This is a genomic window from Oerskovia merdavium (assembly GCF_014836755.1).
GTDB classification, from domain to species: Bacteria; Actinomycetota; Actinomycetes; order Actinomycetales; family Cellulomonadaceae; genus Oerskovia; species Oerskovia merdavium.
The window spans coordinates 1-13,969 of sequence record NZ_JACSQF010000013.1; the positions used below are offsets into that span (position 1 = coordinate 1).

Annotated in this window: 11 protein-coding genes; 5 read left to right on the forward strand and 6 right to left on the reverse strand. The window is 73.5% G+C overall.

The window, feature by feature from the left end:
- Positions 1-137: 137 nt before the first annotated feature.
- From H9641_RS12970 to H9641_RS12980, 3 genes are all read right to left on the reverse strand, one after another.
- Positions 138-2,384, reverse strand: a complete 2,247-nt coding sequence (locus H9641_RS12970) for a peptidase C14 (protein WP_225220444.1) — start codon at positions 2,382-2,384, stop codon at positions 138-140.
- A gap of 62 nt (positions 2,385-2,446) precedes the next feature.
- Complete coding sequence (locus tag H9641_RS12975; RefSeq protein ID WP_318244564.1) at positions 2,447-4,723, reverse strand: peptidase C14; 2,277 nt, start codon at positions 4,721-4,723, stop codon at positions 2,447-2,449.
- Positions 4,724-5,171: 448 nt separating this feature from the next.
- The gene (locus tag H9641_RS12980) at positions 5,172-6,251 is read right to left on the reverse strand and encodes a GNAT family N-acetyltransferase (protein WP_191804424.1); all 1,080 of its coding nucleotides are present in this window, start codon (positions 6,249-6,251) and stop codon (positions 5,172-5,174) included.
- Between the two features lie 288 nt (positions 6,252-6,539).
- On the opposite strand from H9641_RS12980, the gene H9641_RS12985 reads away from it, so the two are divergent.
- Entirely contained in the window at positions 6,540-7,232 is a 693-nt protein-coding gene (locus H9641_RS12985; protein WP_191804426.1) for an HAD family hydrolase, read from the forward strand.
- On the opposite strand, the gene H9641_RS12990 is transcribed toward H9641_RS12985, so the two are convergent.
- The 3 genes from H9641_RS12990 to H9641_RS13000 all read right to left on the reverse strand — a co-directional run bounded on the left by H9641_RS12990 (position 7,229) and on the right by H9641_RS13000 (position 8,914).
- The gene (locus tag H9641_RS12990; RefSeq protein WP_191804428.1) at positions 7,229-7,402 is read right to left on the reverse strand and encodes a hypothetical protein; all 174 of its coding nucleotides are present in this window, start codon (positions 7,400-7,402) and stop codon (positions 7,229-7,231) included. The two genes, H9641_RS12985 and H9641_RS12990, sit on opposite strands and share 4 nt — an antisense overlap.
- A gap of 40 nt (positions 7,403-7,442) precedes the next feature.
- Positions 7,443-7,997 (reverse strand): hypothetical protein, encoded by a 555-nt coding sequence (locus H9641_RS12995; protein WP_191804430.1) that lies wholly within the window; start codon positions 7,995-7,997, stop codon positions 7,443-7,445.
- Between the two features lie 212 nt (positions 7,998-8,209).
- Complete coding sequence (locus tag H9641_RS13000) at positions 8,210-8,914, reverse strand: GntR family transcriptional regulator (protein WP_191804432.1); 705 nt, start codon at positions 8,912-8,914, stop codon at positions 8,210-8,212.
- A 219-nt stretch (positions 8,915-9,133) separates the two neighbouring features.
- Between H9641_RS13000 and H9641_RS13005 the strand changes: the two genes are divergently transcribed.
- Genes H9641_RS13005 through H9641_RS13020 form a run of 4 tightly spaced genes read left to right on the forward strand, consistent with a single transcriptional unit; the run spans position 9,134 to position 13,957 of the window.
- Positions 9,134-10,765, forward strand: coding sequence for a hypothetical protein (locus tag H9641_RS13005; RefSeq protein ID WP_191804434.1), 1,632 nt, complete (start codon positions 9,134-9,136; stop codon positions 10,763-10,765).
- Positions 10,762-11,580, forward strand: coding sequence for an SDR family NAD(P)-dependent oxidoreductase (locus H9641_RS13010; protein ID WP_318244565.1), 819 nt, complete (start codon positions 10,762-10,764; stop codon positions 11,578-11,580). The genes H9641_RS13005 and H9641_RS13010 overlap by 4 nt, the downstream gene beginning before the upstream one ends.
- Positions 11,577-13,037, forward strand: a complete 1,461-nt coding sequence (locus tag H9641_RS13015) for an enolase C-terminal domain-like protein (RefSeq protein WP_225220445.1) — start codon at positions 11,577-11,579, stop codon at positions 13,035-13,037. The genes H9641_RS13010 and H9641_RS13015 overlap by 4 nt, the downstream gene beginning before the upstream one ends.
- Positions 13,034-13,957 carry an SDR family NAD(P)-dependent oxidoreductase gene (locus H9641_RS13020; protein WP_191804436.1) on the forward strand — a complete coding sequence of 308 codons (924 nt, stop codon included), beginning with the start codon at positions 13,034-13,036 and terminating at the stop codon, positions 13,955-13,957. The genes H9641_RS13015 and H9641_RS13020 overlap by 4 nt, the downstream gene beginning before the upstream one ends.
- Positions 13,958-13,969: the final 12 nt, after the last annotated feature.

Below are 13,969 nucleotides of genomic sequence, written 5' to 3' on the forward strand. Positions count from 1 at the left end.
CTCTCGGTGCCGAGCACAAGGTTGCGGTCGCTATCTCGCTGATAACGACCGCAACCTCGTGCTCGACCAGTCGCAACCTCGTGTTCGGCGTCGAGGCACCGAGGCGTCGAGGCGCCCGGCGCCGGCCCGGTCGGGCATCAGACCATGAGCGTCCCCGTCGTCGAGACCGTCGGGCCGTCCGCGGGCATCGCGACGCGCTGCACGCCGCTCTCCACGTTGCCCGTGTGCAGGAGGTAGGACCCCGCACCGAACGCGCCGTCGGCGAGCTGGAGGCGACCGCCCGTGAAGGTGGAGCCCACGGCCGACCATCGATTGATACCTGCGTCTAGCTTCACGTGACCAGTGTCACCCGTCGGGGCGGTGGATCGTGCACCGTCCAGGTTCCAGGTGACCGGCTTGTCCGCCTTCGCCCGGCTCAGGAACGTGCCGCCCGCGGGCGAGCCCTCGAGCCGGGCCCCGTCGCCGACCCGGACGGTCTGCTCCGCGGTCCCCGCCGCGACGACCGCGACGTTGCGGAGCACGCCGCCCCGGACGGTCAGGTCGCCCGACGCCGTCACGGTGCCCTTGCCCTCGGCGGCCTCGAGCGTGCACTGGTCGAGGACCACGGGACCCGAGCCCGCGAACGACGCACCCTCCAGCCCGTTCAGCGTCGTGCGGACCAGGTGGACGGGGTTGGTGACGTTGGCCTGCGTCACGGGCGTTCCGGGCAGCACCTTGAAGCGCGAGCCCTCGATCACGTTGGGGCGCTTCGAGCGGCTCGACGCCTGCGAGATGATCAGCGTGTCGTCGGCCTGGCAGCCGCGCAGCTGGACGCCGTCGGCGTTGACCCACAGCATGCCCGAGCCCGCGAGGCCCTCCTTGCGGACGACCTGGACGTCCTCGAGCGTCAGGTCGGTGACCTTGACGCGCGCCACGAACCACGAGCACACGTGCTTGCTGACCGTGATGCGCTTGGCCGACGAGCCCCACGCCGCACCCGAGTTCGCGAACGTCATGAGCCCCGAGTTCCCGACGTACGTCAGGTCGTGCTCGTACTGGCCGTGCGTGACGAACGGTCCCTGGTCGTCGCCGTCGCCGTGGCAGTTCTCCACGAGGCCGTACGCCGAGGCCGTCCAGTCGTTGAGGTGGCGGCAGTTCGAGGTGTGGCAGTCGGACACGTGCCCGTACAGGCAGTAGATCTGCTGCGTCAGGTAGCCGGCGCCGCCCCACGTGATCGAGGCCGGGTTGGCGAGCGAGCAGCGCGACGTCGTGAAGAACGTCGACCAGCGGCGCATGACCAGGGGCCAGAACGTCGCGACGCCGTGCACGTTCTCGACGTCGCAGCTCACCGCGTACTCGAACGCGAGCGGGTGCGAGCCCGTGTACTGGTCGCCGCCCGCGACGCCCACGAACGACAGGTTGCGCACGTGCACCTGCTGCACGGGCTCGACCTTGGTCCACGTGAGGGTGCGGCCGGCGGCGAGCTCCCAGCCGTTGAGGTAGTTGACGCGCACGTGCGTCGCGTCGACGATCTGCGTGACCTGGACCTGGAGCTGCAGCTCGCGCTCCCACCTGCCCGCGAGCGCGTCGACCTCGAGCGCGTACCACTCGCCCACGGCGAACTTCGAGGAGTCGGCGACCTCGAAGTCGTCGCGCAGCTCGGGCATCACGGCAGTGAGCTTGTGGGTGCGGACGTCCTCGGTCACGGTGCCGCGGAAGAACAGGACGGCCGCGAACGGGTCGTCCTGCCCGGCCTTCTCGATGCCCTCGGTCGTCATGGTGTGCCCACCGAAGTCGAGCTCGAGGTGCGAGCGCGTGAACCGGTGGCGGCGCACGAAGTTGAGGTCCGTGTGCGCCTCGATGCGGCTCACGGTCGGGTCGTTCACGAGCGCGTCGAGGGCGTCGTCGGCGGGGGTGTCCTTCCCGAACAGCCCGAACCAGCGGAAGTCCGCGGTGCCCGTGTGGAGCGTGTGCCACCTTCCCTTCCCCTTGCTGTCCTGGGGCGCCAGCACCGTGCCGCCGTTGGCCGCGACGTCGCTCTTGGCGTCGTACCGCACCAGGCGCGCGGCGCCGTCGCCCGGCGTCGCGTGGCCGAGGAGCTGGACGACGGTCCCGTCATCGATCTTCTTGGCCTTCCAGCCCACGAGCTGGGCGACGGACGCCGCGACCAGGACCTCGTCGTCGGGCTCGTCCTTCTTCATGGGCAGCACGCCCGACGGCGCAGCGGCGGTGGGCGTGGCGGCTGCGGCCGGGTGCGTGCCCATCAGGGCGCCCGCGGCCACGAGGCCGCCGATCCCGGCGACGCGCAGCAGGTTGCGGCGGGAGGGGGCCTCGACCGCGGGAGCAGAGCTCGGCGTCGTCGCCGGCTCGCCGGGGGTCCGTCCGGACGTGAGGAGGTTCGTCATCTGCAGGTGCCTTTCATCGGGGGTGCTTGCGGAGTAGCGGGGGAGGGGGACGCTCGTGCGGTTCACAGCGCGAGCGAGTCGGTGACGAGGACGCGCTCGCCCTCGGGGAAGCCGGTGCGGTCGACGCCCTGCTCGACGCAGCCGGACTGGAGCACGCGCGTGGTCGGGGCCAGGTCGTACCGGCCGCCGGTGAAGCGCGCACCGACCGCGGTCAGTGCGTCGGTGCCCGAGGTCAGCGCGACGTGCGCGGTGGCCCCGATCGCGGCGAGCGTCGCGCCGCGCAGGTCCACCTGGACCGTGCCCGGGCCCGCAGCCCGCGAGACCAGGGCGCCCGCCGTCGTCGTGCCGGAGATCCGCGTGCCGTGGACCGTGAGCCTCTGGTCGCGGACCGCGCTGAGCTGGATGCCCGTCCCGGTCAGGGTGCCGCCGCTGATCGTGACGTCGGCCGACCCGACGAGCGCGGGGGCTGCAGGGGTGGCCTCGTCGGTCGAACCGACGAACGTGCAGTCGGTGAAGGTCACCGGCCCTGCGCCGCGCATGATCGTGCCGTCGAAGCCCGTGAAGCTCGTGCGGACGAAGTGGACCGGGTTCGCGACGGGGGTCTGGTGCAGCACGCTGCCGACGGGCAGCGAGAAGTGGCAGTCCTCGATGACGTTGGGCCGCTTCGAGAGGTTCGAACGCTGGGCGACCGCGAAGAACGACGCGGTGCAGCCGCGCATCTGCACGCCGTCGGCGTTGACCGTGAGGCTGCCCTGCTGGTCGAACGTCGAGCGCGCGACCACGTGCACGTCCTCCAGCGTCAGGTCCGTGATCTTGGTGCTGACCGTGAACCACGAGGCCACGTGCTGCTTGACCGTGATGCGCTTGGCGCTGATGCCCCACTGCGCCCCCGAGTTGGCGATGTCCATGAGGCCGCTGTTGCCCTGGAACACCAGGTCGTGCTCGTACTGACCGTGCGTCGTGAACGGGTTGCCGCCCTGGTCGTCGCCGTCGCCGTGGCAGTTCTCGACGATGCAGTAGGCCGAGGCCGTGAGGTCGTTGAGGTGGCGCGCGTTGTGCGAGCGGCAGTCCGCGACGCGTCCGTAGAGGCAGTAGATCTGCTGCGTGAGGTAGCCCGCGCCGCCGTAGAAGACCGTGGGCGGGTTGGCGACCGAGCAGCGCTCGGTCGCGAAGAACGTGTTCCAGCGGCGCATGATGACGGGCCACCACGTCTTGGAGCCGTGCACGTCCGTGACGTCGCACCGCACCGCGAACTCGTACGCGACGGGGTGCGACCCGCTGTACTCCCGGTCGTCGGGGAGCTCGCCGTTGAGGGGGCCGTCGTAGGGTCCGGCGCCGATGAACGTCATGTTCCGCACGTGGACCTGCTCGACCGGCACGACCTTGCGCCACTCGAGCACGCGGCCCGGGGCGAGCTCCCAGCCGTTGCGGTAGTCGACGCGCACGTGCTGCCCGTCCACGACCTCGGTGACCTGCACGAGCCGCTGGAGCTCGCGCTCGTCGCGTCCGCCGCCGGGCCGGGGGTCGACCTGCACGGTCCACCAGTCGCCGACCGCGAACGCGGTCGAGTCGGCGACCTCGAAGACGTCGCGCTGGTCGGGCATGGTATCGGCGAGCGTGCGCTGCTGGGTCACGTCCGTGACGGTGCCCTGGAAGAACAGCACGGCGCCGAAGGGGTTGTCGTGCGCGTTGCGCTCGATGCCCTCGGTCGTGACGATCCGGCCACCGAAGTCGAGCTCGAGGTCGGAGCGCGCGTAGGTGTGCCGGCGCACGAAGTTGAGGTCCGTGTGCGCCTCGATGCGGCTCACGGTCGGGTCGTTCACGAGCGTGTCGAGCGCGTCGTCGGCGCTGCCCGTGGGGGCGTCGGCGCCGAAGATCCCGAACCAGCGGAAGTCGGCCGTGCCGGTGTGGAGCGTGTGCCACCGTCCGGGGCCCAGCCCGGACCCGAGGTCCTCGGGCGCCAGCACGGTGCCTCCGTCGGGGGCCGCGGTGCTCTTCGCGTCGTAGCGGACCAGGCGGGCCGCGCCGTCGCCGGGGGTCGCGTGGCCCAGGAGCTGGACCACGGTGCCGTGCTCGATCTTCTTGGCACGCCAGCCGACGAGCTGGGCGACGGACGTCGCGACGGCGAGCTCGTCGTCGGGCTCGCTGTCCTTGCTCAGGCCCAGCGGCGCGGCGAGGGCCGCGGGTGCCGTGCCCGTGGAGAGCGCGAACGCGGTAGCGGCCAGCGCGCCCATGCCCGCGACGCGCAGCAGGCCGCGGCGCGAGGGGGCGGTGGGGTCGGGGTCGAGAGAGAGGTCTGGTGCTGCGGCGCTCTCGCGGGCAGTCAGGGGGGTCTTCACGTGGGTCACCCTTCGGACGGGTCGATGAGACGGGTCCGTTCAGGCGTGGCCGACGTACGGCAACGGGGGAGTGCGGGTGGAGTCCGGCGGGCCGGGGCTGCGGTGACCGGGGACGGGAGTGCGAGAGGACGGTTCAGGCTGTGTGCGGCAGGCCGTGACAGCAGGATGGATGCGCTTCGTTGCGTCCGGATGAATCGGGCATTTCCCGGAGGTTAGGCCGGTGCTATAGCAATGTCAAGAGGTTGGTGACGAGCCGCCAGGTCCGTCGGGCCTTTCCGGGGCGGGGTGGGGCGGGACGCTGCCGGCGGGGTGCCTGCTGTGCCGAGATGCGTCCGGCGGGGGCTCCGCTGCCCCCTTGGGCGTATCTCGGCGCGCGTCGGGCGGCAAGGTCGGGCGGGACGCTGTCGGCCGCAGCTCGGCGCGCGTCCCCGTCGGGCGCCCGCTCACGTCACAGGTAGTCGCCGGGCCAGTGGAAGCCGGCAGCCGGGCCGCTGGTCGCCGCGCGCAGGGCGTCGATCTCCGCCGCTTCCCGAAGGACCGGACGCAGCATGCCCGTCGCGTCCGACGTCGTCTCGCGGCCCTCGGTGGCCAGGAGCGCGTCGGCCAGGATCGCCGTCGCCGGGATGCGCGGCAGACGCACCTCGGCGCGGGTCGCTCCGCGCTCGCGGCCCAGGGCGTGGGCTGCCCGTGCGAGCGCCTCGAGCGTCGACGTGTGGTCCGGCCCGACGGCGAGCTCCCGCACGCGCAGCGTCTCGCCCTCGGTCTCCACGACCAGGTAGCCCGCGATCGCGCCGTCGGGGCGTCGGGCCGTGAGGAGCTCGGCCGCCGAGTACCAGAGGGGGATCCGGCGCTGCCAGTGCGCTGCCGTGCGGCGCGTCGTCACGGGGGCGGCGTGGAACGCGTCGTGGAGGGCGGCGAGGTCCTGCCACGGGAGGTCGGCGCTCCAGACGGGGAACGTGGTGGGGCCGGCCAGGGCTGCGCGCGCCGCCGGTTCGTGGCGGACGGCGACCCCGGCCTGGCCTGGCAGCCCGGCCTGGCCCTGCAGCCCGGCCTGGCCCGACCGCGCAGGGCGAGCGGCGTCGTCGGGCCGGAGGGGGCCCGTGACGACGGGGACCTCGAAGGTCTCCCAGCCGCTCGGGCGGTACACGCCAGGGGTGCCCGTGAACAGCAGCGAGGCGTCCATGCCCGCGGCCTCCATGTGCGTGACGGCCTCGGCGAGCGCGAGGCGGACCAGGCCGCGCCCGCGCAGGTCAGGGGCCGAGGCGACGTTCGCGACACCGCCCACGGTGAGCGTGGTGGCTGCTCCGCCGGGCCCGGGAAGGCCCACGAGCGTGCGCGGGCTCCAGCAGACCGAGGCGACGACGCGGTCCGGGACGGTACCCGCCCCGGGGAGGACCGCGACGATCGTGCGGTCGAGCCGGCGCGCGTCGGTCTCGTAGACCGGGACCATGAGCGGGGCGTCGAACGCCGCGGCCCACAGCGTGTACAGCGACGGGACGTCGGCGGGCGTCGCGGTGCGGAATTCCATGGGTCTCCTCGGTGGGCCTGCGGGTGTCGTCGCAGGTGGGGGCGGGTGCGCGTGGCGGTCGGTGCGGGCCCACCGCCGTCGGCTTGACGCTTTGCTATAGCAAGAATAGTCTCGCAACCACGTTCTCGAGTGAACGATGCACGGCAACGAAGCGCGTGCGAGGTCGGGCTGGACCTCGCACGAAGTGTTCAGACCTCGACCGTCCTCCCCTCGCTGCCGAACATGTGGTTACGGTCGTGAATCGCCTGGATTCCGACGCCCACCGCATGTTCGAGGAGCGCCAACCACATGCTCGACACCGTTGCGCCCGCCCGGGCGCTCTTCGTCGACCTCGACAACACCCTCGTCGACCGGGCCGGGGCCTTCGCGGCCTGGGCCTCGGCGTTCACGAGCGACCGCGGACTCGGCGCCGACGCTGCCCGGTGGCTCGTCGAGGCCGACGGCGACGGCTACACGCCGCGGGCTGCGCTCGCCGAGCAGATGCGCGCACGGTTCCACCTGCCCGACGACGTCGCCCACCTGGTGGACCGCCTCCTGTTCGAGCATCTCGCGTGGATCGCTCCGTACCCGGGCGTGACTGCGTGCGTCGAGGCCTTCCGTTCCGCGGGGATCCCCGTCGTCGTCGTGACGAACGGGACGGCGGGCCAGCAGTGGGCCAAGCTCGACCGGACCGGGCTGGTGGACCTCGTGTCGGGGGTCGTGATCTCCGAGGAGGTGGGCGTCGCGAAGCCTGATCGACGGATCTTCGCTGCGGCATCCGCAGTGATCGGGTCGGCGTGTTCAGCCGGGCCGGGTTCCGCGTGGATGGTCGGTGACCACCCGGTCGCGGACGTGCGTGGGGGACGGGACGCGGGCCTGCGGACCGGGTGGGTCGCGCACGGCCGAGCCTGGGCCGAGGACTGGTCGCCGGACGTCGCCCGCGGCTCGACCGTCGAGGTGCTCGGCGCGCTTCTCGAAGCGACTCCTCGAAGCGACTCCTAGGACGCGCCGAGCGTGACGTCCGGGCTGCCGGGACCTGTCTCGCGACAGCTCGAACGGCGCGCTCGACCGACGGGTCCGCCTGCCGTGCCGTCGACGGTCCACTCGTCGCGGTACGCCACTGCCCCCGGCCCCGTCGCCTCCATGGCGGTGCTGATGCCGAGCTCGTTCACGCCCTCCTCCTGAACCCGTCGCGGCCGACGGGCCCCACGGTCACCCCAGATCCGCCAGCATCGCGGCCTCTCGCCGGTGCGCGACGAGGGCGAGCGCGCCGCACCCGATCGCGAGCGCCAGGAGCAAGGGGCCCGTCAGCACAGGGGACAGGACGAGCGCGATGAGGTGGCTCGCCACGACCAGCACGATCCCCGGGCCCCGGAGCAGCGGGTCCTCCGCACGACGGGCGAGCAGGAGCAGACCGATGCCGAGCGCGAAGGCAGGACCGGCGAACCGGGTCAGCAGCAGGGCACCCGGAAAGTACGCCAGCAGGACGAGCACGAGCAGGACCACGCCGTACCGGTCCTTGCCCTCGGTCGTCCACGCGGGCCCGCGCCTCCTGCGACGCGCGGCGACGAGCCACATCGCGAGGTACACGAAGGACGGGACGAGCACCCCCGGGTAGAACCCCCAGGGGTCGACCCAGAGGGACACGGCGAGGACGGCGAGCCCCGCGGCCGTCCCCGTGAGCGGGAGGGACGTGGCGCGTCGCTGGGCGCGACGCCTGGCCTCGGTCGCTGCGAGGAGGGAGGTGGCGTCGACGGTGGTCGTCATGGGAGCACTGTGGCGTGACGGGCACCCCCCGTCAACGAGGGCGGACGAGGGGGACGCCCCGCGTCGCTACGGCTCGATGGTCGAGGCGCTCGGCGCGCTCCTCGAAGCGCCTCCCGGGACGCGCCTTCGAGGACGCGCCGAGCGTGAGTCCGGGCTGCCAGGACCTGTCTCGCGACCACCCGAACGGCCCGCCCGACGACGAGGACCGTGCGTCAGGAACCCCCGGCCTCCACCGCGGGCGCGTCGGCGACGTCGCCGTCCTCGGTGTGGCTCTCGAGCCGCGCCGCGGCTTCGCCGATGTGCTCGGCCATCACGGCGCGCGCTCGCTCGGGGTCGCCGCTCGCGATCGCGTCGATGATGAGGTTGTGCGTCTCGGCGTGCGCGACGCGGGCCTCGGGGTCCAGCGCCACGTTCGCGGCGCGCAGGAAGCCCGTGATCCGCGAACGGAGCTGCGAGGTGATGGTCATGAGCATGCGGTGGTCGGCGAGCTCCCAGAGCTGTTCGTGGAAGCGACGGTCGAGCTCGAACACGCGCGCCGAGCTCCCGCGCTCGGCTGCGTCGACCATCTGCTGCACGGTCTTGCGCAGGCGCGCCTCCGTCTTGGCGTCCCACTCGGCCTGCACGCGCACGACGACGAACTGCTCCAGGAGGGTGCGCAGGCTCGAGATCTCCTCGAGGTCGCGGCTCGTGAGCGCGGCGACGCGTGCCCCGCGGTGGGGGAGACGCTCGACCAGCCCCTCCTCGGTCAGCCGGGTGAGTGCCTCGCGGACGGGGATGTGGCTCGTGCCGAGCCGTTCGGCGAGCTTGCGCTCGACGAGTCGTGACCCCGGCGCGAGGTCGCCGCTGAAGATCGCCTCTCGCAGCTCGACGGTCACGCGGTCGGCGACGTTCAGGTCGGGCACGCTCTTGAGCGCCATGGCTTCTCCGTAGTGTTCTGCGGTCCGATCCGGGAGGGTGCCCCGAAGGATAGCGGTCGGCGACCTCTGCCCGGCTCCTCGCCCGTGGGGCGTGCCGGGGCGTGGTCTGCGCGGGGCGCGTCGTCGTGCCACCATCGAAGCGAAGGGCCACCGGACGGCTTGCCCCCTCACTACATGCTATAGCATTCGAGGGTTCACGCACAGGCTCGAGGAGGATCCATGGTGTCCCTGCACGACCAGGTGAAGGTGCCTGGTTTCCACGGTCTGGCGGGCGTCGCCCGCCGGGACGTGACGCCTCCGGTGGGCATCCGTGCCCGCAACTGGGGCCCGGCCGACTGGAACGCCTCGGAGGGGTCGCACCGTGCGATGACCCTCACCGCGATCGCGCTCGCACAGGAGGCGCCCGGCGCCTCGCCCTCGCACCGCACGCCCGACGGCGCAGCCGGCCCCGCATCAGGAATCGTGCCCGACGGCGTCGCTCACCCCGGGCGGACCGACGAACCCCTCGTGATGATCACCGTGGACGCCACGTGGTGGCGCCGCGTCGACGACGAGCGCGGCGTGCGAGACGCGGTCCTCGCGGGCCTCGGGCTGCCGCCCGAGCGGCTGCTCATCTCCCTGTCCCACACGCACGCGGGTCCGGTGCTGTGCAGCCACGACGTCGACCTCGAGGGGGGTGAGCTCATCCCCGCCTACCTGGAGCACCTCGCGGCGCACGCCGTCGACGCGGGCCGCGAGGCCGTGGCCTCGCTCGCGCCCGCGACGCTCGAGTGGACCACGGGGCGCTGCTCGCTCGCAGCGGACCGCGAGCTGGTCCTCGGTGGCGGCGGGTCGCACGGCGAGCCCGTCGCGACGACGCGCGGCACGTCGGCGACGGCCACGTCCGACGCCACTGCCGACGCCACGCAGGGCGCCACCGAGGACCTCGGCACCCCCGTGATCGGCTTCAACCCGGCGGTCCCGCAGGCGGCGACCGACGACACGGTCGTGATCGGCCGCCTCAGCAGGGTCGTCACCGGGCGGGCCGCGACGCCCCTCGCGACGATCGTCAACTACGCGTGCCACCCCACGACGCTCGCGTGGCAGAACACCCTGGTCTCCCCGGACTACGTGGGTGCGATGCGTGACCTCGTCGAGGAGTCGACCGGCGCGCCCGTCGCGTTCTTCCAGGGCGCCTCGGGCGAGCTGGCCCCCCGCGAGCAGTACACGGGCGACCTCGCGGTCGCCGACCGCCACGGCACCTCGCTCGGGCACGCGGTCCTCGCGGCGCTCGCCGAGCTGCCGCCCCCCGGCACGGCCCTCGAGCTCACCCGCGTCGTGCAGTCGGGCGCTCCGCTGGGCATGTGGGAGCCGCGCCCCGTCGAGGGCTCGCGCGTCCTGCGGGCGGTGAGCGACGCCGTCGGGCTGGACCTGCGCGACCTGCCGACCCTCGCGCAGATGGAGGCCGGGTGGGCCGACATCGACCCCCGCAGCCGCGACGAGCGGCTGCGCCGCGCGCGCAACCTGCGCGACGGCTACGTGACCGGCCCGACCGTCGAGCACCCCACGTGGGTGTGGCAGATCGGCGACGGGTTCCTCGTCGCGCACCCCGGGGAGGCGTACTCGCGCTTCCAGCGCACGGTCCGCGAGCACGCGGGCGACCACCCCGTGGTGGTCGCGAACCTGACCAACGGCCCGGGGTTCGTGTACCTGCCGACCGACCAGGCCTACGAGCGCGGCGCCTACCAGGCGTGGCAGTCGCCGCTCGCGCCCGGGTCGCTCGCGCGGCTCGAGCAGCACGCGAACCACCTCATCGACACCCTGGCGGCGACGACGCCCGTACCAGCGCAGACTTCCACGGAGGACCAGTGAGCATCCCCAGCACCACGACCACGACCGGCACCCCGGCCGACGTCCCGCTCCGCACCGCGATCGTCACGGGCGGTGCTGCCGGCATCGGACGTCAGATCGCCGAGCGGCTCGCGTCCGACGGCTACCGCGTGGTCTGCGCGGACGTCGTCCAGCACGACCTGCCCGCGCTCGACCTCGGAGCCCTGAGCGCCGAGCCCGGCCTGGTCTGGACCGCGCTCGACGTGACGGACCACGCGGCCGTGGGGGCGGCGTTCGACGCGGTCGCCGCAGCGACGGGCGGGATCGACGTCCTCGTCAACAACGCCGGGATCCAGCGCCACCGGGGCATCGAGGACCTGAGCTGGGACGAGTGGAAGGCCGTGGTCGACGTCAACCTGCACGGTGTCTTCAACTGCCTGCAGGCCGCAGGCCGTCACATGCTCGACGCCGGTCGCGGCGCGATCGTCAACATCTCGTCGGTCTCGGCGCGCGGGTCGGCCGGCCGCGCCCCCTACTCGACGACCAAGGCGGCCGTGATCGGCCTGACCTCGACCGCGGGCGCCGAGTGGGCCGCGCGCGGGGTGCGGGTCAACGCGGTCGCGCCCGGGTACATCGACACGGGTGTGTTCCGCCAGGGGGTCGCGGCGGGCACGCTCAAGGAGGAGACGATCCTCGCGCGCATCCCCGCGGGCCGCCTCGCCGACGCCTCGGAGATCGCGAACGCCGTGAGCTGGCTCGTGTCCGACCAGTCGCAGTACGTGATCGGCCAGACCATCTACGTCGACGGCGGGTTCATCATCGACTACGGCGTCCCGCTCGCGAAGAAGCCGGAATGACGGGCCGGACCGTGAACCCCGCCGGCGGCGTACGAATCACCGGCGTCCGCACGTCGACGACCGTCGTGCCCCTGCCGCGGCCTCTGCAGCTCGGGGCCATGACGGTCACGCGCCGGGAGTACGTGGGTGTCCAGGTGCGGGCGGTCCTGCCCGACGGCACCGAGGTCACGGGCGTCTCGTACGCCCTGACGCGCGAGGCGCCCATGGCCGAGATCGTCGAGCGCCTCGTCGCGCCGCACGTCGTGGGCCGCGACCTCCCGGTCGACGACCCGGCCGCTGGGGTGCGTGCCGCGTGGGACGCCGCGCTGCGCGGCTCGGCGATCGTCGGGCGCGTGGGCCTGGTGCGCCGCGCGATCGGCCTGGTCGACGTCGCGCTGTGGGACGTCGCGGGCAAGGTCGCGGGTCTCCCGGTGTGGCGCCTCCTGGAGCGGTCCCTGCCCGACGGCGGCGCTCGGCTCGGGTCGCCGGCTCGCGGTGCATACGGCGCGGCCGTGGTGCCCGACGACGGCACGGGCGTCGGTCCGTCGACCCACCCTGCTCTGCAGGCGGGCGAGGGGACGTCCGCCCCGGTCGCACCCGCGGCCCGCCCGGCGATCCTCGTCGCGGCCTACCCGACCCCCGGTCGCACGGCGCGCGACGTCGCCGACGAGGTGCTCGACCGTGCCCGCGAGGGCTGGCCGCTGCTCAAGATCTCCCGTTCCCCCGACCGCGACCTCATGCGCGACCTGCTCGCGATCCTGCGCGCCGAGCTGCCCGGGGTCACGGGGCGCCCGACCGAGGCCGGGCGCAGCGGTGTCGTGGTCGACGTCGGCTTCGGCTGGCGCGACGCGGACGACGCGCTCGCGGACCTCGAGGCGTGGGGGATCGGTGCTCGGGCGGGGGTCGGAGAACCGCCCGTGCTCGCCTGGCTCGAGGACCCGGTCCTCCCCGAGGACGCCGCGGGTGCCGCCCACGTCCGCGAGGTCACGGGGCTGCCGCTCGCGATCGGCGACGAGGTCACGGACCCCGAGGTCTTCGCGCGGCTCGCTGCGCTCGGCGCGCTCGACGTGGCCCGTGTGGACGTGGTCGGGATCGGCGGCATCACTGCGGCCGACCCGTTGGTCCGGTCGTGGCAGGCCGCGGGCCTGGTGACGTCGAGCCACGTGTACCCCGAGGTCAGCGTGCACCTGGGAGGTGCGGCGGGGATCGGGGTCGAGACGTTCGAGCGTTCCGTCCAGGGCAACCCCTACGACCCGGCGCCGCTGCTCGTCGAGGGAGGGCCGACGTTCTCGGGCGGCACGGCGCTGCCGCCCGAGGCCCCCGGCCTGGGCTTCACGCTCTCGCCGACGTACTTCACGTTCGAGGCCGAGCCCTCGCTGCCGAGCATGCGGTGGGCGTCCGAAACGGGCCCCGGAACGACGACCACCGCATGCTCGACCGACGACAACCGCATGCTCGGCGACCAGGAGGACCCATGACCGACCCGACCGGCACGCCCAGGGCGGGCTCCGCCGTCGGGCACGACGACGAGCGAGGATCGGTTGCCGCCCAGAACCCGGCCGGACAAGGCTCCGTGCCAGGACCCGCCGCGGCCCGCAGCGTCGTGGTGACCGGGAGCGGCAAGGGCATCGGCCGCGCGATCGCAGCGCGGCTGACCGCCGACGGGTGGGCCGTGGTCGGGCTCGAGCGGAGCCCTGGTTCGGGGACGGTCGAAGAGGGGATCTGCGCGGCCGTCGTGCTCGCCGACTCGCGCGACCGCGAGGCGCACCGCGAGGCCGCGCGCGTCGCGAGGACCCTCGCGCCGCTCGCCGGCTGGGTCAACAACGCGGGCATCACCCAGACCACGCCGCTGCACGCGCTGGGCGACCCGGAGCGGGCCGAGGCGATCGAGCGCACGGCGCGCGACGTCGTCGAGATCAACGGCCTGGGCTACCTCTGGGGCGCCGCGGCGGCGGTCGAGGCGTTCACCGACCAGGTGAGCGGCGGGTCGATCGTCAACGTCGGGTCAATCCACGGGCGCTCCTCGTTCGTCGACCACGCGGCCTACGAGCTGACCAAGGGCGGGATCGACGCCCTCGCGCGCAGCGTCGCGGTCACGTACGGGCGCTACGGCATCCGGGCCAACACGGTCGCTCCGGGCGGGGTCCGCACGCCGCACCTCGACGCGCAGATCGCGAACGCCGCCGACCCTGCGGCCGAGGAGCGCGGGCTCGCCGAGGGCCCGCCCCTGGGACGCATCGCCGAGTCGTCGGAGATCGCGGCCGTCGTCGCGTTCCTGCTGTCGGACGAGTCGTCGTACGTGTCCGGGCAGTCGATCGCGGCCGACGGCGCGTGGACGGCGTCGTTCGGCACGCTGCCGCACGACGCGGAGCTCGACGCGCGGTACGGGCTGGGGTGAGGGGCGGTGGCC

What these genes read in the sequence shown, in the direction of transcription:
- H9641_RS12985 (WP_191804426.1), top strand. Translation starts at nt 6,540, where the DNA reads ATGCTCGACACCGTTGCGCCCGCCCGGGCGCTCTTCGTCGACCTCGAC.
- H9641_RS13000 (WP_191804432.1), bottom strand. Translation starts at nt 8,914, where the DNA reads ATGGCGCTCAAGAGCGTGCCCGACCTGAACGTCGCCGACCGCGTGACC.
- H9641_RS13005 (WP_191804434.1), top strand. Translation starts at nt 9,134, where the DNA reads ATGGTGTCCCTGCACGACCAGGTGAAGGTGCCTGGTTTCCACGGTCTG.
- H9641_RS13015 (WP_225220445.1), top strand. Translation starts at nt 11,577, where the DNA reads ATGACGGGCCGGACCGTGAACCCCGCCGGCGGCGTACGAATCACCGGC.
- H9641_RS12995 (WP_191804430.1), bottom strand. Translation starts at nt 7,997, where the DNA reads ATGACGACCACCGTCGACGCCACCTCCCTCCTCGCAGCGACCGAGGCC.
- H9641_RS12980 (WP_191804424.1), bottom strand. Translation starts at nt 6,251, where the DNA reads ATGGAATTCCGCACCGCGACGCCCGCCGACGTCCCGTCGCTGTACACG.
- H9641_RS12970 (WP_225220444.1), bottom strand. Translation starts at nt 2,384, where the DNA reads ATGACGAACCTCCTCACGTCCGGACGGACCCCCGGCGAGCCGGCGACG.
- H9641_RS13020 (WP_191804436.1), top strand. Translation starts at nt 13,034, where the DNA reads ATGACCGACCCGACCGGCACGCCCAGGGCGGGCTCCGCCGTCGGGCAC.